This is a genomic window from Desulfuromonas sp. (assembly GCA_002869615.1).
Lineage (GTDB): Bacteria > Desulfobacterota > Desulfuromonadia > Desulfuromonadales > UBA2294 > BM707.
Genome location: PKUH01000004.1, coordinates 1 through 19,677, shown reverse-complemented (window position 1 = coordinate 19,677; position 19,677 = coordinate 1). Strand labels below are relative to the sequence as shown.

At 50.7% G+C, this 19,677-nt stretch carries 15 protein-coding genes and 2 pseudogenes; all 17 read right to left on the bottom strand.

The genetic code is table 11. The features are described 5' to 3' along the window. Positions 1–8: 8 nt before the first annotated feature. The 17 genes and pseudogenes from C0623_00710 to rnr all read right to left on the bottom strand — a co-directional run bounded on the left by C0623_00710 (position 9) and on the right by rnr (position 19,289). A complete protein-coding gene (locus C0623_00710; protein PLY03570.1) occupies positions 9–776 on the bottom strand; it encodes a hypothetical protein in 768 nt (255 codons plus the stop codon). Beyond that, on the bottom strand, positions 767–1,819 hold the full coding sequence (locus C0623_00705; protein PLY03569.1) for a hypothetical protein: 1,053 nt from the start codon (positions 1,817–1,819) through the stop codon (positions 767–769). The genes C0623_00710 and C0623_00705 overlap by 10 nt, the downstream gene beginning before the upstream one ends. Continuing rightward, entirely contained in the window at positions 1,810–2,667 is an 858-nt protein-coding gene (locus tag C0623_00700) for a decaprenyl-phosphate phosphoribosyltransferase (GenBank protein PLY03568.1), read from the bottom strand. Before C0623_00700 ends, C0623_00705 begins: the two co-directional genes overlap by 10 nt. After that, positions 2,664–4,397, bottom strand: coding sequence for a hypothetical protein (locus C0623_00695; protein PLY03567.1), 1,734 nt, complete (start codon positions 4,395–4,397; stop codon positions 2,664–2,666). Before C0623_00695 ends, C0623_00700 begins: the two co-directional genes overlap by 4 nt. Next, on the bottom strand, positions 4,397–5,305 hold the full coding sequence (locus tag C0623_00690) for an ABC transporter ATP-binding protein (GenBank protein ID PLY03566.1): 909 nt from the start codon (positions 5,303–5,305) through the stop codon (positions 4,397–4,399). The genes C0623_00695 and C0623_00690 overlap by 1 nt, the downstream gene beginning before the upstream one ends. Positions 5,306–5,318: 13 nt before the next feature. Then, on the bottom strand, positions 5,319–6,176 hold the full coding sequence (locus tag C0623_00685) for a hypothetical protein (GenBank protein ID PLY03565.1): 858 nt from the start codon (positions 6,174–6,176) through the stop codon (positions 5,319–5,321). Further along, positions 6,173–6,976, bottom strand: a complete 804-nt coding sequence (locus C0623_00680) for a hypothetical protein (GenBank protein PLY03564.1) — start codon at positions 6,974–6,976, stop codon at positions 6,173–6,175. Before C0623_00680 ends, C0623_00685 begins: the two co-directional genes overlap by 4 nt. 77 nt (positions 6,977–7,053) lie before the next feature. Then, on the bottom strand, positions 7,054–7,410 hold the full coding sequence (locus C0623_00675; GenBank protein ID PLY03563.1) for a hypothetical protein: 357 nt from the start codon (positions 7,408–7,410) through the stop codon (positions 7,054–7,056). Positions 7,411–7,443: 33 nt separating this feature from the next. Beyond that, positions 7,444–7,662, bottom strand: coding sequence for a pilus assembly protein (locus tag C0623_00670; protein ID PLY03562.1), 219 nt, complete (start codon positions 7,660–7,662; stop codon positions 7,444–7,446). Positions 7,663–7,999: 337 nt separating this feature from the next. After that, positions 8,000–9,355: pseudogene (locus tag C0623_00665) on the bottom strand (Fis family transcriptional regulator). 59 nt (positions 9,356–9,414) lie between these two features. After that, positions 9,415–11,091, bottom strand: a complete 1,677-nt coding sequence (locus C0623_00660) for a PAS domain-containing sensor histidine kinase (GenBank protein PLY03561.1) — start codon at positions 11,089–11,091, stop codon at positions 9,415–9,417. 11 nt (positions 11,092–11,102) lie between these two features. Beyond that, on the bottom strand, positions 11,103–12,317 hold the full coding sequence (locus C0623_00655) for a pilus assembly protein PilC (protein PLY03560.1): 1,215 nt from the start codon (positions 12,315–12,317) through the stop codon (positions 11,103–11,105). A 40-nt stretch (positions 12,318–12,357) separates the two neighbouring features. Beyond that, a pseudogene (locus tag C0623_00650) lies at positions 12,358–13,479 on the bottom strand (type IV pili twitching motility protein PilT). 51 nt (positions 13,480–13,530) lie between these two features. After that, positions 13,531–15,234, bottom strand: coding sequence for a type IV-A pilus assembly ATPase PilB (gene pilB / locus C0623_00645; GenBank protein PLY03559.1), 1,704 nt, complete (start codon positions 15,232–15,234; stop codon positions 13,531–13,533). A gap of 84 nt (positions 15,235–15,318) precedes the next feature. Continuing rightward, positions 15,319–16,167 (bottom strand): shikimate dehydrogenase, encoded by an 849-nt coding sequence (gene aroE / locus C0623_00640; protein ID PLY03558.1) that lies wholly within the window; start codon positions 16,165–16,167, stop codon positions 15,319–15,321. 23 nt (positions 16,168–16,190) lie between these two features. Further along, entirely contained in the window at positions 16,191–17,153 is a 963-nt protein-coding gene (locus C0623_00635) for a riboflavin biosynthesis protein RibF (protein ID PLY03557.1), read from the bottom strand. 15 nt (positions 17,154–17,168) lie between these two features. Beyond that, positions 17,169–19,289: a ribonuclease R gene (gene rnr / locus C0623_00630; GenBank protein PLY03556.1), complete on the bottom strand. Its 2,121-nt coding sequence runs from the start codon at positions 19,287–19,289 to the stop codon at positions 17,169–17,171. Positions 19,290–19,677 lie beyond the last annotated feature (388 nt).

The window sequence follows — 19,677 nt, the reverse complement described above, 5'->3', positions numbered from 1 at the left end:
ATTCCATCCTAGATCCCGGGCAGATATCTGCGGCCAAGCAGCACCAGGGTATTTAATATTATCTTGCAAGCATACTGGATATTGGCGAGCACCGGAGAATATCCATGCAGGATTGCGGCTCGTCGATATTCATCAAAACCGGCTTTTGCTTGTACACCGCTAACGCCCCCAACCTGCATAATCGCCAATGGTCTCTCAAGGTATTGAATGTGTTTTCCGGCACGGTTCCAGCGCAGAAAAATCTCGACATCCATAGCGATCCGAAAGCTTTCATCAAAGCCACCAAGTTCCTCATATACCCGCCGCCTGACAAAGGTCGCCGGATGATTGTACAGCACCAGGCGCCATGGATGCCACCAGCAACCGGCCGGTTTCAGTTGCTTCAGAAAGCGCTGACCCTCATAAAGAAGAACATCACCATGCACAACATCAACATCAGGATGCTCATGAAAGTACCTCCGCACAAAAGCAACCGTATCCTCAACAAGCTGGTCATCGGCATTAACCAGCCCGATAATATCTCCTGTTGACCTGGAGACTCCCTTGTTGAAGGCATCGGCAATACCGCCGTCCGGCTCACTGATGAAACCGTCGACCCCTTGCCCGACAAACTTTGCGACAATCTCACCGGTCGCATCTGTCGAGGCCCCATCGACAATCATATATTCGACTCCTTCCAGCCGCTGGAGCAAAACGCTTTTGATGGTTTCGCCGATCGTTAACTCTGCGTTGCGACAGACCGTGATCAACGACATTGTCGGAAGTGTCAGCGGCATGGCCGGCCTTTAAAAATCCCATCCAGGGCCAGGCAGAAATTCGCCCTGGACTGCGCGAGGGTGTTTTTTTCGACAAAATCAAACCCGGCCCGGGAGAGACGGTCCGAAAGACGTTCATCGGCCAGGACTTTTTTAACATCTTCCGCCAGTGACCCAACATCTTCGACCGGGCTAACCAGGGCCTCGACATCGTTTTTCACCACATTGACGGCGTCGGTCGTCACGAGTGGGCAACCACACGCCAATGCTTCCAACGCCATCAAAGGGAAACCCTCGTGACGGGACGGGTACAGAAAAAGGTCTGCGCTGCTGAAAATCCGACGAAGTTCATCCTCTTTTACATAACCGAAATGGCGATGATGCAAACCCGGGAAAGCCGACTCGCAAGATTCTCCGACGGTCCAGACGACAAAATCATCAATACATTCCGAGCCGACTTTCTGCAGAACTTTCTGTGCGACATCAAAACCTTTACGGGCATCACTCCTCGACAGTGATACTATTGCCTTTTTATCATTCTTCAACAAGGCCAGGTCCGGGTCGTGCTCGGGATAAAACACCTTCGTATCAACTCCGTTGGTAACCACGATAACCTTGGCATGGAATCGATTCCGGAGAAGATCGGCGAGGTAATGTGAAACGGCTATGACCGGAATCCGGAAATAAGTCAAGCCCAGGGTGTATAGTGAACGGATGAATAGCCGCTGGACCATGGTGAAATAATAGGATTCATCATAATCCTGGGAAAAATAAATGACCCTTTCACGATTCCTGAAAAAGAGCAGGAACGCCAACGGAATGATATCGGCAACGATGACGTCGGCCCTGAAGCGCGTAGCGAAACCGGACCAGAGAGTGCCTAATTTCCCGGCTCGACCGGTCAATCGCACTACGATACGATCATCAATCGGAAAGACGGTTTCAACAACAGTCGTCAGTATCGTAACCGAGTGCCCCTGATCAGCAAGATACCCGGCGTGAGACAGAACCATCTTGTCGCCGCCACGACTCAACAGGGAATGTCGAAAAAAAACTATTTCCATAGTTGACCATAAATCTCCCAGGCAACAAAAACAACCCAGGATAAGCCGGAGAGAAAGAGCATCGGGTCACGCAGTAAAGCGTGGGTCGGGTCGCCCCCCCGACCGGACAGAACCCTCCGGAAAAAAGCAAGTAGTCCGAAACAGCATATTGGAATGACCCAGATACTTCTCTGATGACCAATCACATACAGGGTGTAGGTCACCAGAACCGCTGCTCCGGAAACCAGCATCGCTCCTTCAAGAAAACCTTGAGGATAGTCAGCGAGAACTGGCCTGATCCGGTAAGACGACTCTCCTCCCTCGTGACGCAGTTCACTTAAACGCTTACCTGACACCAGGAACAGGGCCAGAAGGAAAACGCTCAGGAAAAGCCAGTCTGAGACCGTCACTCCGAAAGCCTCACCACCAGCCATGAGTCGTAACAGGAAACCGCTGACAACACAGAAAAGTTCGACCAACGGTATATTTTTTAAACGCCATGAATAGGCCAGGGAAACAACTATGTAGCTGATAATGATAATGACAAATTTTATTGACAGTTGAGTGGCGCAAGCAAATGCAACCAGTCCCAACAGCAAGGCGAGTATGACGGCAGCTTTACCGGAAAGCTCACCGGAGGCAAGTGGTCGAAACTTTTTACGTGGATGGTTCCGATCGGACTCAATATCGGTCAGGTCATTAAGCACATAGACCATACTGGCCGCAGCCGAGAAACTGCCAAGAGCCAGAAGTATGGGTAGCGCTGTTACTCCGGTAAGGGTTCCGCCTAGAAAAGGTGGGAACAGTAAGAGAAGGTTTTTCAACCACTGGTGTGGACGTAAAATTCTGTAGTAGGCATTTTGTTTCATTTATGACCCAACCGTTCTGCTAATCTGCGGGCCGGTTCACGATAATGAGCTGTTTCAGGTGCCTGCTGATAAGCCTTTTCGAAATATTCCTTTGCTTTTTCTCGGTTTCCAAGTGACAGATGTGCTTTACCGATTCGATAAAGATTAAAGGGGCCTGGACGCATGGCATGATATGAACTGAGTAACTGAAGGTTTTCCTGGTAAATCGCTCGCCTTGCTGTCGCTTCTTTCGTCGCTTCCAACCGTTTGAAGTTAATCATGACCAACTCCTGGTACAGATTTGGATCAACCGTTTCTCCACTGTCGCGTCTTTCGACCAAAATAGCTCTGGCGCTCTCCAGCTTCCCGTCATGAGCCAATGATCTTGCCTGGTTAATATAACCGGATGAATAATCTTTGTTTTCAGATTTCTGATAAACCTCGGCTATTAAAATTTGTGCTTCTTCAATGCGCCCTTTTTTAATCAATGCATCGGCCAACTGGTTTTTTGCGGGGATGAACGCCGGAGATTTCCTGACCGTATCTTCAAACAACAGTAGATTGTCCTGCCAAATGTAGTTTCGATTTCCTGTTGTCACAACAAAAACAGTGAGAAGAACAACCCCTCCCCAGGCTAAAACTTTTTCTTTAAACCATTTATTCCTAGATTGATGCAACCATGCAACTGAACCCAGAACAAAAGGCGCAGTGGCAATATAAAGATAACGTTCAGCAATTGGTGTCCAGGCAGCCTTTCCAAGTACGACCAGAAGCGCGGCTGAAGTAATACAGGTCGCTGTCAGAAAAAAAGCCGAAACAAGATCGTTTCGCAACAACCAGACGATACATAACAGGACAAGACCGACTCCGACCACGAGATAGTAATCAGAAACATTGATAATGCCAAAGTTTAGAGGCCAAGGGATGAACAGCTTTTTGGTGTAAAACCCCATCACCTTGAGGCTGATACGCAAAGTATCGAACACGCTTTCAGACTGGCCACCAATACTCTCAGCCAGCCTGGAAACACCACTGTCAGAACTTTTCAGTGCATGATATCTGAGAAGAAAATAGCCGGCACAAGTGAAGCTGAATACATACAGATACTGTTGTCGCAACGCGATCTTTCGCCAGAAACCGGTGCCATGAGTGAACGATGCAATCGACAAAGCAAGAGCGGCAGGATAGTAAAAAACGGAAACTTCCTTGGCGAGACAAGCAACAAAAAAAAAGACCCCCGAGAGAAGAAGTAATAATTTATTTTCAGTGCGTGCTGATCGCAGGAGAAATAATATGGACAACAGAATAAAAACACCGGCCAGCAAATCTGTCCGTCCTGAAATCAAGTTAACCGATTCTGTTACAATCGGGTGGCATCCAAATAACAAAGATGCACCAATTGCCCAGATACGCCTGGAATTTGAATTTTTCGGAAGAACCTGAAAAACAATTGCATAGACCAGAAGAGCGTTTACAAGATGTAACAATACATTTTCAAAGTGCATGATTTGTGGGCTCAGGTCCCACAAGATCCGATCAAAATAAAACGTAATGGATAACAGTGGACGGTAATAATAACCATGCTCTGGAAAAAAAATGTCGGCCAGTGACCAGCTATCCAGGTTCGTCAGGAATGTGACCAGAACCATATCATCAACCGAGTTGAAGCCGGCGTAAACGATTGGTGAAAAAACACCAAGAACGATGACCGCAATCACTATCGGGTCAAACCCGGGCCGCAAATATGACATCAGTTCCTCGCCACAACATCAAGGAAAAACGCTTCCAGGTCCTTGCGTTCTGGTTCAACAAGTTGAATCGAGCAATCCTGCCGGGCGACAATGGCCGCAATAAAAAGATCAAGCTGTTCCTTGGGAACCCTGAATGCCGATACATCGTCAGCAACCAGCTGCCCCTGATACCCGTCCACTTCAATCGGTCCACGCACCCAGACTGAATATCCCTGAATACTCTCGTGCAAAAGAGTTCCGACTGACTCCTCACTGCGAAGTTCTCCTTTAACGATTATACCAATACGATCGCAGACACTTTCAACATCAGCCGTTATATGACTACTGAAGAAGACTGTTTTACCCTGTCCTTTCAGATCTCGAATTATCTTCTTGACCAGAGCCCGCCCCATCGGATCAAGGCCGCTCATCGGCTCATCGAAAATGTAAAGATCCGGGTCATGGACCAGGGTCTGGGCAAGGCCGAGCCGCTGCACCATGCCCTTACTATAGGTACTGACCGGACGATTGGCTGCGTCTGTCAGTTGCAGTAGTTCGAGAACTCGATCAGATTGTTCCTTTATGTGTTCTTTTTTCATACCGAAAGAACCGGCAACGAAATACAGATACTCGCGGGCACTCAAAAAATCATAGAAAGCCGGGTTTTCCGGAAGATAACCTACTCTTAAGCGTGAAGAAGCATCTGAAACCGGCTGATTGAACAGGAAGGCTCCGCCGCTGGTTGGTTGGATTAGCCCCAGAAGTAGCTTGATAGTTGTACTCTTTCCGGCGCCGTTCGGACCGAGAAACCCAAATACTTCGCCCTGACCAACCTGCAGGTTCAGGTCTGTTAAAGCATGAACCAACTGTCGTTTTTTGCCACGGTACAACTTTCCAAGGTTTTCAATCCGGATCGCAGAAGTTGTCATTGCATCAACACCTCTAGTTTTCTTTCTCATTGTCGCGAGAAAAAGTCAGGTTGCTTGTTGTCTTAACGGTTCCTGTCGGTTCAATAATATACACCCCTCCATACGGGTCGGCTGGAATGAAATCGAGGTAGCCTTTATCCTTCAGAGTATCAATCGTCTCAGGCCATAGGCCGGTCTCACCATGAAACCGGTCAACTAACTGCTGCAGATTCCGCAATTGGGCTAATGCTCTTTTGCGCAGCAATAAAGAATCTTTTATTTTACGATCCTTGGCTGTCCGGATCATGGTATCGAGAAAGGCAATACCGAGGTCATTCCGGCCCGCCTCATGGAAAAAGCGGGCCGCCAGCTTGGTAAAAAATGGTGAGTTTGAAATTTCTGCCGCCTTTTGCATATAAGCGGCTGCCTTGTCATAATCCTTCAGGAAATATGCAGTATTGAATCCTGCCCAAAACGGCAGGTTAAAGTCGTCAACACGGTATTTCATTCCGTATTCAAGCAGTTTGTTCACTTCTTTAATACGGCCGACATCCCAGGTGAATGTCGCCTGGGCGAAATAATAAAGATCCTGATTATAGGGATCCAACTTGACCGATTGAATCAGGGTTTCATACATTCGGGCATATTCAGGCGGAGTCAGATTCCGATTCGCATATTCCTCATTGAGCGATCCGAAGTAGAACAGAACACGAATTACGTTGGTACTCGCCACCAGGTAACGGTGTTCGCCCGAGACAATTTTAAGGACTTCGGCACGCGGAGTATAACCGAGCTTCAGCGCGACCGGCCGGTCATTCATATAACCGGAAAAGGGGATCGTCACCAGAACAAGGGTACCGAACAGAGCTATAAAAAGCAGATAGCGAATCAAATCCGCTGCCTCCGGTTAAAACAGAAAAGAGCTATCCCGACCAGGACTGAGCTGTACAGCAGGAAATAAGTAATCGTCAGCAGCAGACCTTTGGCCGGCAAGGGTAGAGAATAGATGGCATAAACCTTCAGGTCAAAAGCACTGAAGTTAGGGATCACATAGTAAAAAAACTCGGTAATCGCTTTCGCCAGGGTCGGGAAGGAATCGCCATACTCACTCGAGATGTAGTCGTAGACTTCCTGCGAAGCATTGCCGGCGATATAGATCCCGAATGCACCGAAAAACGGCAGATAAAAGGTTGTGGCCACACTGGTAAAGGCGAGAGCGACCGCGGCGACGATGATGCTTTTCAATAATTCAAAAAAAATCGCCGCCACAAAGTTAAACCAGAGAATCGGATTTTGCGCCGGATAGGTCGAGGACGCAATCAACACCAACAGCGAGGCAATCAGACCAAGAATCATGGCACAAGCGACCAGAATCAGAACAACCCCGGTAAACTTGCCGAGCAGATAAGCACTGCGGGAAATCGGCAAAGAGAGGACCGAGATGATATAGCGTTTCTCAATCTCCCGCCATAGTGCCGAGGTGCCAAGCAAAACCGCCATGACGACCAACATCAATGAGATCAATGACAAGCTCAAGGTAATCGAAAGTTCCTGAACCTGGCGCATTGAAAAGGAACTGAGGGCTGGGATCAAAAGCAACATACCGACAGAAACCCCGATAACAGCATAAAAAACACGATCCTTGATCGCCCACTTGAAGGTTAGCTGAACCTGGTTGAGAAATGCAGACATCCAATCACTCCCGGAAACAAAAACGGACGGGTAAAGACCCGTCCGTTTTATCATAAATCAACTGTAAACTAAAGATTTTACAGGGCATCCCAAGCGGAGAAGTCAGCCGTATCGGATGCGCTGAGGGTAATCTCGAAGGTCATCGAACCTTCATTTGCTTCGTCAACGTTCTCCCAGTAGATCTTGGTCGACTCGGACGAAGTCGCATAGTTCTTGGAACCATTCAGATGTTTGGTAATGGCGGCAAACTGATCGGCGGAAACGGCGAAACGACCGGCAACATTGTTCGAAAGAACGGCGATCTGGGTCGAAGCTTCCTTGTCATTGGTACCGGTAACAATCGCATCACCACCACCGGTAAAGTCCTTGGTCGCGGCCATGGCCGGAGCAGCCAGGAACAGGGCAATAATTGCAAACAGAATAATCTTTTTCATCATGACCTCCTATGGTCTAAACTTTAATTGATTTTACTGGAACGTCGGGTATTCCTGATAATCGGCGAAATACGCTTCCATGGCAGTCTTCATGTTCTTGAGGTCAGACTGAGCGGCCGAGTTATAGGCCTTCTGACGATAGGAAGCAAACTGCGGAATCGCGATCGCAGCGAGGATACCGATGATCGCAACAACGATCAGCAGCTCGATCAGGGTAAAACCCTTTTCGTTCTTTCTGAATTTCTTCAACATACCTTTTCTCCTTTCGAGGTTAACAAATGGGTCGGACAATCCGACATTCTGCAAAACGCAACAAACGTTTTCACATGTTAAATCACTGAGCTCTCATAATAGCAACCAGCGTGCCAACTTATCACACAAAACTAATCAAATAAAAAAAGACACAATTACAGGTAGTTACCCGTCACTCGTCACTCGTCACTCGTCACTGAATCAACCATTCTGTGCCAGGTGTGACAAATTTTGACAAGAGCTATGACACAAAGTGTAACCCTGAAAAAGATGTCAACTTCCCATTGCTACCGTTAAGAGAGTCGGCAGGAAAGCCCGGATGGCATTCCGAATCTGCTCAGATATTCTTTATCAACGAGTCTTCATCCTCATCATCCAGACCATACTTGGCAAGACGGTAGCGGATTGATCGGAAGGTGATGCCGAGCAGTTCGGCCGCTTTTTTGCGAACCCCGCCGGCACGCTCGAGCGCCTTGAGCAGAATCTCCTTTTCAATCCCGCCGAGATAAGCATCGAGATCCAAACCTGACTCCGGCAGTTGATCAAGGCTGACACAGGGTCGAGCTGAACCATTCCGAATCTGTGCAGGCAAACATTCCTCGGTCAATTCATCATCGATGCCGAGAACCAGGCATCGTTCAATCGCATTCTCCAGTTCACGGACATTTCCGGGCCAGCTGTAATCAAGCATCAGTCGCAGCGCGGTCTCCTCGATTTTGAGTTCATCCTTGCCGCTGATCTGCTGGGCAAAATGTTCGATCAGCATCGGAATATCCTCGCGCCGATCGCGCAAGGCCGGAAGGTGCAGCGGAATAACATTAAGCCGGTAAAAGAGGTCTTCGCGAAACCGATTGGCGCTGACCTCCTGGTCGAGGTCCTTGTTGGTCGCCGCAATCAGGCGGACGTCTATCTTGATATTCTCAGTGCCGCCGACTCGGCGGATCTCCTGTTCCTGCAGAACCCGCAGCAGCTTGACTTGCATCATCTGTGGCAGCTCGGCGATTTCATCGAGAAAGATCGTCCCGCCATGAGCAATTTCGAAAAGACCTTTTTTTTGTACATTGGCCCCGGTAAAAGAACCCTTTTCATGTCCGAACAGCTCGCTTTCGAGGAGATTCTCCGGGATGGCGCCGCAATTGATCGGCATGAAAGGCTGCCCCTTGCGTTCTGACTGGTAGTGAACCGCCCTGGCGACCAGTTCCTTGCCGGTGCCACTCTCCCCGGTAATCAAGACATTGACCTTACTCGCTGCAACCTTCTCGATCAGGTTGAAGACCTACTGCATCGGCTTGCTCTTGCCGATCAGCCCGGAGAAGGAATAGCGCTGCTCCAGTGCTTTTTTCAGCTCAACGTTTTCCTGGCGCAACAGCTTGCGCTCCAGAGCATTATTAATGACCAGCCTGATCTCCTCGTTCTTAAACGGCTTGGTAATATAGTCATACGCCCCCTGCTTCATCGCTTCAACCGCTTCCTCGGTACTCGAAAAAGCGGTGATCATGATAACGACGGTTTCCGGATTGCGCTCCTTGACATGCTTGAGCAACTGGAGACCATTGAGCTGCGGCATCTGGATGTCGCTGATGACCAGGTCGTAATTGTGATCTCTGAGATGTTTGACCGCCTGGGCACCGTCGATTGCAGCATCAACATGGTAACCTTCGCGATGCAACATGATGCTGAGAAAATCACGCATGCTCGCTTCATCATCAACGACAAGGATTCGATAACTGTTTGCCACCAGAATTTCTCCTTCTACTCTTCCTCTAATTGTCCTGATGTGAAAATAGCATAAGAGGACCTTTTTGCAGGCAATGAAATAACAAACCGGGTACCGTCGCCATTATTCGTTTCGACATCGATCTGGCCGCCATGCGCTTCAACAATCGAGTAAACCGTTGCCAGCCCGAGGCCGGTCCCGGAATTTTTGGTCGTAAAAAAAGGCTCGAAAACCTTCCCCCTGATTTCGGCCGGAATCCCCGGGCCGGAATCCTGTACATAAATAACCGACAGATCCGGCAACAAACCAATCGTTATTGCGCCTTGCCCCTGCATCGCTTCGGCAGCATTGATCGCCAGATCCCACAGGACCTGGCGAATCAGGGAACGATCAGCATAAACTGTTCGGTCCGGGCGGCAATCGATATCTATCGAAATACCGACAAAGCGTCGATCACCCCGGATCATTTCGACCAGTTCCTGCAAAAGCTCATAGATATCAAACTCAGTCGGTTCCGGCCGGGCCGGCTTGGCGAAAGAGAGAAAATCGGTCAATAGCTTGTTTAATCGGTCGGCTTCACGAATGACAATCCCCATCAGTCGGCGATCCTCCTCCGGCAGATCTTCATCCTCCATGAGCAATTGAACCGAACCGCTGATTGATGCGAGCGGGTTGCGGATTTCATGGGCCATGCCGGAAGCGAGCCGTCCGACCGCAGCCAGACGATCCGCTCTTTGCAGTTGGTCTTCCATTTCCAGGAACTCGGTCAAATCCTGAAAGACAACCAGCAGGCCGATAGTGACGCCGTCGGCATCAGAAACCAGCGTCGAGGTAAAACCGAGTGTCCGGTCCTGCCCTTCCTTACCGACAAAGCTGCCCTGACCACGGCTGATAACATTAAACTCGCCATCGGCATAGACATCGAAGCCGGTGAAGATCTCGCGGACATCCCGGTCGTAGATATCTTCCAGAGCATAGCCGGTGATCCTGATTGCGGCGGCATTATAGGAGCGGATCCGGCCACTGCGGTTGATCAGCATCAGGCCGCTGTTGATATTGGCCAGAATCGTCCGATTCAGATTTTCCAGTTCATCGAAATCAATCGCCTTCTTCTCGAGGGCAATCTCGCTGCGTCGTCCCCGTTCGGATAACTGGGCGCTGAGAATCGCAACCAGAAAAAAAGCTGAAACATTAATGAACACTGCATAGAGCACCTCGCCCCCGTCAATCAACTGCGGCGGCGCATACTCCCATAGGGGGGGCAGGTACTGAAAATACTGCAGATCGAGCAGACTGCCATACAGTATAGCAGAGGCCGCTGCGACGATAATGACATCACGTCGCGGAAGAAAAATCGAGGCGCTGAAAATGATCAGAATATAAAGAAATGAAAACTGGCTCTCTAGACCACCGGTCAGGTAGATAATCAATAAGGCGAGCAGGAGGTCCCAGCCGACCTGAACCTGGACAAACTGCCTGAGACGGCGGGCATTTGACAGCAGTAAAGCAGAAATCACTGTCTGTACATAAGTCAGAGCGGTCAGGGCATACAACAGGGGGATTTGCGGCTGGGAAAAAGAAAGGGAGCGCCACTGATAAACAATGGTGCCCCCGAGAAAAAGAGTTGTTATGAGAAACCTTGAAAAGAGCAACCAGCTGACGTGACGACGTTCAATCGGAATACCTGCCTTGTCGGCACGAGCAGTGCTCATCAGAATATGCTTTAACCGCCCGCCGCACCGGCCAGTTTGAAGATCGGAAGATACATGGCGATAACCAGGCCGCCAACGGTTGTTCCGAGGAACAGCATCAGCAGCGGCTCCATCATTGCGGTCAGATTGGCAACGGCGTCATCGACTTCATCATCATAAAAGTCGGCGATCTTGTTGAGCATGGTATCAATCGAACCGGAAGATTCTCCGACCGCAATCATCTGACAGACCATCGACGGAAAAACACCTGATTTCTCCAGCGGCTCGGCGATGGTCTTGCCCTCGCTGATACTCTGCTTGACCTTGTAGATCGCCTTTTCAACCGTTCGGTTACCGGCTGTTTTGGCAACAATCTCGAGACCATCGAGAATCGGCACACCACTCGAAATCATCGTGCCAAGAGTCCGGGTAAATTTGGCCACGGCGACATTCCGGATCAAAACACCGAATATCGGCAGTTTCAGGGAAAAGTCGTCAATAAATTCGCGGCCTTTTTTGGTTCGATAGGTATATTTGAATGCAAAAATAATAAAAACGATACTACCGATGATCACGAGAACATAATCCTGAACGATATTACTGATATTAATAACAATCTGCGTCGGCATGGGAAGCGCCTGGCCGAAATCGGCAAACATTTTTTCAAAGGCCGGGATAACAAAAATCAGGATAACCGCGATGACGATAAAAGCGATGCCGATGATAGTGGTCGGATAGGTCATGGCACTCTTGACCTGCTTCTTCAGCTTCATCGACTTCTCTAGATAGGCGGCGAGGCGATTCAGGATAGTATCGAGGATACCGCCAACCTCGCCGGCCGCAACCAGGTTAACAAACAGCTCGTCGAAGACCTTAGGGTGTTTGCCGAGGGCATCGGCGAAAGTCGAGCCCGATTCGACCGATTCCTTGACCTCGGTCAACACTTTCTTGAACGTCTTGTTCTCCTGTTGCCGGGAAAGGATATCGAGGCACTGGACGAGCGGCAGGCCGGCATCGATCATGGTGGCGAACTGCCGGGTGAAGACAACCAGGTCCTTGGTTGTAATCTTCGGCTGGAAAGCGGCCAGATTGATCTCCATGCTCATCCCGGTCGCAGCCTTGACGCTCGACGGCATGATCCCCTGGTTGCGAAGCTGGGCCATTACCGCATTTTCATCCGGGCCCTCCATCGTACCTTTTTGAACCTTACCGGTTCTGGTTTTACCTTCCCAAGCAAATTTAGCCATTCGGCATACCTCTGTTTCCTAGGTCAACAGGAGTTCAATGCTACTGTCTGCCGCCACCTGCAGGTGAAGTCGAAACCTGACGCTTGATCACCGCCTGCGGGTTGGCAATCATCTGTTTTAACTCTTCCGTATCAGACGAACGCGACATTGCTATTTCCAGCGTAATCTGTTTTTTGTGGAAAAGCATGAACAGGGCCTGGTTCATGGTCTGCATGCCATACTTTTCCTGCCCCATCTGCATCTGTGAATAGAGTTGATGAACCTTGTCTTCACGGATCAAGGAGCGAATTGCCATGTTCGGGACCATGACCTCCAAAGCGAGGGCCCGCCCTTTACCTGATGCAAGGGGGACGAGAGTCTGCGACATAATCCCCTCAAGAACAAAGGAGAGCTGGGTGCGAACCTGTTGCTGCTGGTGGGTCGGGAAAACATCAACAATACGGTTAATCGACTGAAGCGCGCCGTTGGTATGCAGCGTCGCGAAACAGAGATGGCCGGTTTCGGCAATGGTCAACGCCGCCTCGATCGTTTCGAGGTCGCGAAGCTCACCGAGCAGAACAACATCCGGGTCCTGTCGCAGAATATATTTCAGCGCCTTTTTGAAAGAGTGGGTATCAGCTCAGACCTCACGTTGATTAACCAGGCATTTCTTGTGCGGATGGAGGAATTCGACCGGATCCTCAACCGTGATGATATGCTCGCTGCGAACCGTATTGATTTCATCAATGATCGACGCCAGGGTGGTCGACTTGCCGGAACCGGTCGGACCGGTCACCAGGACGAGACCACGCGGCTTGGACGATATTTGGCGAACAACCGGCGGCAGTCCAAGCTCATCGAAGGTCAGAACCTTGAAAGGAATCAGGCGAAAGACTCCGGCGAGAGCGCCACGTTGCATGAAAATGTTGCCGCGAAAGCGGGCCAAACCTTTGACACCGAAGGAGAAATCGAGTTCATTCTCCTCTTCGAAGCGACGTTTCTGGGCATCGGTCAGAATCGAATAACAGAGCTGTTTGGTATCGGGCGGATTCAAGGGCGCCAGCTTCATCTGAACCATATGGCCATCAATCCGTAGCTGCGGCGGTGAGCCGGTCGTAATATGGAGGTCAGACGCCCCCTGTTCAACCATGGTTTTTAATAACTGATGAATACTTGTCGACATATCCCTAAACCCCTAACTTGAATGTATGAACCGAGCCACAACAATCGGTATTTATCCTTCATCAGAAATCGTGACGCGCAGAACCTCTTCCAGGGTCATCGCACCTTCCTGAAGCTTGGTTAAAGCAGACTGGCGCATTGTCTTGCAACCGAGGCGCATTGATTCACGTTTAATCTCAGCCGTGTTGGCTCCCGCCAGAATCAGCTCCTTAAGCTCTTCAAACATTGGCATGACCTGATAAATACCGACCCGCCCTTTCGAACCGGTATCGCTGCAGGTGGAACAGCCGGCACCGGTGTAACAAATGAAACCGTCAACCTCGGACTCCGGCACACCCGCCTCAATAAGCGTTTCCTTCGGGATCTCGATCGGTTCCTTGCATTCGGAACAGACACGACGGCCGAGACGCTGCGCGGTAATCAGGTTAACGGCGGAAGCGACCAGGAACGGCTCGATCCCCATATTCAACAGGCGGTTAACAGTCGCCGGAGCATCATTGGTGTGAAGGGTTGAAAGCACCATGTGACCGGTCAAGGCTGCTTTGACGCCAATTTCAGCAGTTTCGAAGTCACGAATCTCACCGATCATAATGATATCGGGATCCTGACGCAAAAAAGAACGCAGGGCTGAAGCGAAGTTCAGCCCGATATCTTCATGCATCTGGACCTGGTTGATGCCGGCGAAGTTAAACTCGACCGGATCTTCCGCGGTCGAAATATTTTCAGTGACCTTGTTCAGTTCAGACAAGGCGGAGTAAAGAGAAACCGTTTTACCGGAACCGGTCGGACCGGTAACCAGAACCATGCCGAACGGCTTATGAATCTCTCTTTTGAACCATTCCAGCGCCTTGACCTCATAACCGAGTTTGGTCATATCAAGCTGCAGGTTCGACTTGTCAAGCAATCGCAGGACTATTTTCTCACCGAACAGGGTCGGCAGGCAGCTGACACGGTAGTCCATATCCTGACCACCGCCAAGCTTGATCTTGATCCGGCCATCCTGCGGCAGACGCCGTTCGGCGATATCCAGTTCGGCCATGATTTTCATCCGGGAGGTCAGCGCATTCTTGAGCTTCATCGGCGGCTTCATGACTTCGTAGAGGACACCGTCAACCCGGTAGCGGACCCGGAAGGAATGTTCATAAGGCTCAACATGTATATCGGAGGCACCGCGCTTGATCGCATCGGTCAGAATCAGGTTAACCAGCTTGACAACCGGCGCATCTTCACTCGCCTGGGCCAGTTCATTGACATCGACTTCCTCTCCATCTTCGACCAGCTCCAAGTCAATGTCGTCCATATCACCGAGAACATCTTCAAAGGATGCGCTCTGATCATAATACTGATCTATCGCTTCCTTGATCGATTGTTCCGGAGCGACAACAACTTCAACATTGTAACCGGTCATGAACTTGATATCATCGATGGCAAAGATATTCGAAGGATCGCTCATGGCGACGATCAGGGTCGATCCGGCCCGGTTGATCGGAACGATCATATACTTCTGGGCGACCTCGGCCGGGATCAGGCTGATCACCGCCTGATCGACGTCGAACTCATTGAGATTGATCGAAGGGACACCATACTGCTTGGAAAGAAATGCGGAGAGTTCATCCTCGTTAACGAAACCGAGTTTGACCAGGCTGGCACCGAGACGGCCGCCATTCATTTTTTGATCTTCAAGAGCCTTGGCAAGGTCGGTATCGGAGATCAGATTATTGCGAACAAGGAGTTCCCCCAAACGTGCTTCTGACATATATGACCCTCTCTCGGAAATTAATTCAATCAATCTTATAGAAGCGGAAAAAAACTGTCAAGATAAGGTCGCTATAATATTGGCTTATTTCGCAACATTCTTTTCCATGATTCCGACCGGTGCCGGCTGATCAAACCAGAGCGCAAAAGCGGCCTCGCCCTGACCGACCAGCATGCCGCGACCATCGGCAAAAGGTATTCCCCGGCGAGCGGCCGATTGCTGGAGCGGCGATACCATTGCCGTGTACACCATATCGAAGAAGAGACCGGATTCGGGCAAGTGTCCGATCAACTCGAGATCAAAGTCTTCTCCGTGCAGGCCCACTGTGGTGGTATTGATCAGCAGATCAGCTTGACCAACCGCCGGCAGGACCTCTTCCTCAACCAGAGAGTGTGCCTCGATTTCAACCGACGGGAAAGTCCGCGCAAAATTCGCAACCAGATCTTCTGCTTTCTCAACTGTCCGGTTCAGAAGAATAATTTTAGCGGCACCGGCATCGGCCAAAGCACACAAGGCAGCCCGGGCCGCACCTCCGGCACCGAGCAGCACGACCTTTTTTGCTGCCGGGTTGAATTTGAATTGCGACTGCAGAGCCCTGATCAGACCGACACCATCGGTGTTGTAGCCGATCAGCTCCCCCTGGCGATGCACAATAGTATTGACCGCGCCAATCCGCTCGGCCCGGGGATCAAGTCGATCCAGATACGGGATCACATTCTCCTTGTGCGGCACGGTTACATTAGCACCGATCATTCCGAGTGTCCGGATCGCCTCAACAGCCGCGGCGAGTGATTGCGGGCCTACGTGAAAGGCGACATAGACGGCATCGATTCCGCATGCCTGCAGCGCGGCATTCTGCATTTTCGGTGACAGCGAATGGCCGACCGGATCACCGAAAATGCCGACAACTTTTGTTCGACCCGATATCTTCATAACTTAACGTCCAGACCCTTCATTTAACCACAATCGAGATAATCCCGATACTCAATAATCTTTGTTTCACCGAGGATGGCTCTGGCCTTTTCGATGTCATGGGCAATCGATGCAGCCAGTTCATCGGCAGATTTAAAAACCTTTTCGTCACGCAGTCTCTCCACAAAATAGACCCGGATTGTTTCGCCATAGATATCCTGAGAAAAATCGAGAATATGGACCTCAAGGGAAATCCGTTCGGAGCCGAAGGTCGGATTGAAACCGATGTTCATAACCCCATCGTAGAGCGCGTCCCGGTATTTGACCTTGACTGCGTACACTCCCGGTCGGGGCAGAACCTCCTTTTCGGTAATCAGGTTCGCTGTCGGAAACCCGAGACGGGCACCCCGGCCGGCACCGCTGACAACCCGGCCTTCAAGGGTAAAATGGCGGCCAAGCGGCTCAACCACCGACTCGACATCGCCGGCCGCAAGCAGACGCCGGGCCAGGGTAGAACTGAAAATCTCCTCACCGCGCAAGATCGGACCGAGTACTTCAACGGAAAAACCTTTTTCTGCTCCGATCCGTGTCAAAAAGTCGGCATCGCCCGATCGATCGCGCCCGAAAGCGTAGTCGTAGCCGACAACCAGATGCCTGATTCCGAGTTTACCGATCAGAATTTCAGTAACGAAATCGTCCGGGCTCATTTCGGCCATCTCCTGGTCAAAAGGGATTTCGACCAGATAATCAACGCATGAGGCCCGGACCAGTCGTTCTTTTTCAGCATAGGTATTCAGCAGGCGGGGCGCCTGTTCCGGCTTGAGCACTTTCAGGGGATGGGGAACAAAGGTGATGACCACCGAAACGCCGCCGGTCACGGCCGCCTTTTTGACGATTTCGCGAAAGATCTCGCGATGTCCAAGATGAACTCCGTCAAAATTACCGATCGTTGCAATCGAATTTTCAAGCGGCGTTTTCAAAGCAGCAAGATCTCGGATAATTTCCATCTTGATTCCTGTCTCTTATCGACTATTCCGGCGGAGTCGATCCGGTCGACGCGTCGGCAATATAAAATCGATTTCCCGCCTCATGATATTAACATTTTCAACAGAGATTTTAACTCTCATTCCGACACGAAAGATATTGCCGGATCGTTCGCCGATCAGGTGATCGCATTCCGGGTCAAACCGGTAGAAATCATCATCGAGACTGGAGACATGAACCAGCCCCTCAACCGGGAAACGGTCGAGCTCAACAAAAAAACCGAACTTATGGACACTGCTGATCATACCGGGGCTGATCTCGCCGATCCGGTGTTCCATGAACTGACAAACATGCAGGGCATTAACATCCCGTTCTGCCTCCACTGCGTTCCGTTCCCGGGCGGACGCCTGTTCCGCCAGTCGGGCCATGACCTCCGGTGGCGGATCATGACCGTGCCCGCTCAATGTCAGCCTGAGGGTTCGGTGAATCAGCAGATCCGGATACCGACGAATCGGTGATGTAAAATGGCAGTACTGCTCTGCTGCCAGACCAAAATGTCCCGGATTTTCAATGCTGTAACGGGCCTGCTTCAGGCTTCGCAGCATCTTCTGGCTGAGAACTCTTTTTTCTGCCACCCCGCAGACCGAGCCGATCATGTGCTGAAACCCTTTGGCCAATCCGGGGCCGGGTACCAGCTTCGGCACTGACAGCTCGCCGAGGTAACGGTTTAATCGATCGATGTCTTTCCTTTCGGGCGGCTCATGAATCCGATAGACCAGAGTTTTTTCAGCTCCGGCCAGAAACCTGGCGACCGCTTCATTGGCCGCCAGCATGAACTCTTCGATGATCCGGTGCGCCTCGAGACGTTGCGCATAACGGATGGTTTCGGGAAATCCCCTCCGGTCGAGAATAACTTCGGGTTCCGGAATCTCCATCTCAAGCGCTCCCCGGTTGCGGCGTTTGACCAGAAGAGCACGTGCCAGCTCCTGCATCAGTTGCAACTGTGCCAGGTGCTCATTATCTTCATCCGTTTCCGGTACCTTTCGCTCGAGACTGGACTGAACGTCTGCATAAGTCAGTCTGGCCCGGCTCCGGATAACGGCCGAGTAAAATTTTTCCGAACAAACAACACCTTCAGTATCTATTTCCAACTCCGCGGTCAACACCAGCCGATCGACTCCCGGTTTCAGCGAACAAAGTTCATTACTCAGTTTTTCCGGCAACATCGGGATGCAGAAACCGGGAAAATAGACACTGGTCCCACGTTCTCGCGCACAACGATCAAGTTGACTGTCGGGAGACACATAATAGCTGACGTCGGCAATAGCGACATAAAGCCTGAAGGTGTCCGATGTTTTTTCGACCGTAACCGCGTCATCAAAATCACGGGCAGATTCACCGTCAATCGTTATAAAAGGGAGTAATCGCAAATCGGTGCGCTGATTGATCTCAGCATCAGGGATAATGTCCGGAATCGCCTCGGCTTCGGCAAGAACCGGGGAAGGGAAACTTAGCGGTATCGAGAAACGTGCAGCAACCGCCTTAACCTGAACCGACGGATCTTCCGGAGTGCCGAGGCGCTCGACAATTTCAGCACTGGCAATGCTTCTGTTTTTACCACTCACAAGCCTGACCACGACCCAGTAGCCCGGCTGAATTTCCGGAAAAGCCCGCCCCGAAACCGGTAAAGTCTGGCCACTGCCACCGAGCGGCAGGACAAAACCGCTGTCTCGCCCTGGCTGATAAACAGCGACGACCGGCTTGCCCGAGCGCTCGACTATCTGAACAACCTTGCCATTCATGCGATTCATCCGGTCCCGGCGCAACAGAACAAAACGGACAGTATCGCCATCAAGGGCACCGGCAAGGAAGCGGTCGGCGATCCGGATATTTTCACCCTTGTCGTTCCGGATGATCCTGGCACCGGTTTTCGTGATCTGAACAACCCCATCACGGGTCCCGGACGATCCGGCCAGGGAGTACCGACCGCCACGCATACGTCGAACCAGACCCTGCCGTTCGAGTTCACGCAGCTGTCGATGCAGGATCCGCCTGGCCGCCGCCGGCAGGTTCAGAACCGACATCAGCTGACGACCGCTGATTGATTCGGCAGGGTGACTCCGGATCGCAGATATAATATTTTCCGAGTGTAATTTCATACGGTATGACCATCTATGAATTATTCTGCTTATACTAGTTGATCAATCCCGGTTCAGCAATCAAATGTATTTATTGCCATAAAAAATGTTCTTCGCAGATAAGAGTATAATACAACGTTAGACTCCTCCTTCAGCTGGCTCAGGACAGGCAAGAAAAATCAGGAGCCGGTCGTTCGATACCAGCGGTCTTGATTGGCTGGATAGAGACACTGCCAGGTCAGGGGTCAGGGGCCACGACCCGAATTTCAGGGAAGTTTTTCTTGAACCGAATACAGGAGACAGAAGAACCGCGCGGTCGCGGCCGCGCACTCCGCCATACTCTTTTATTGAGCCATAAAAGAGTATGCAGAAAACGGCTCCCTTGCAGGGGGCTTTTTTGTCCGGTCTG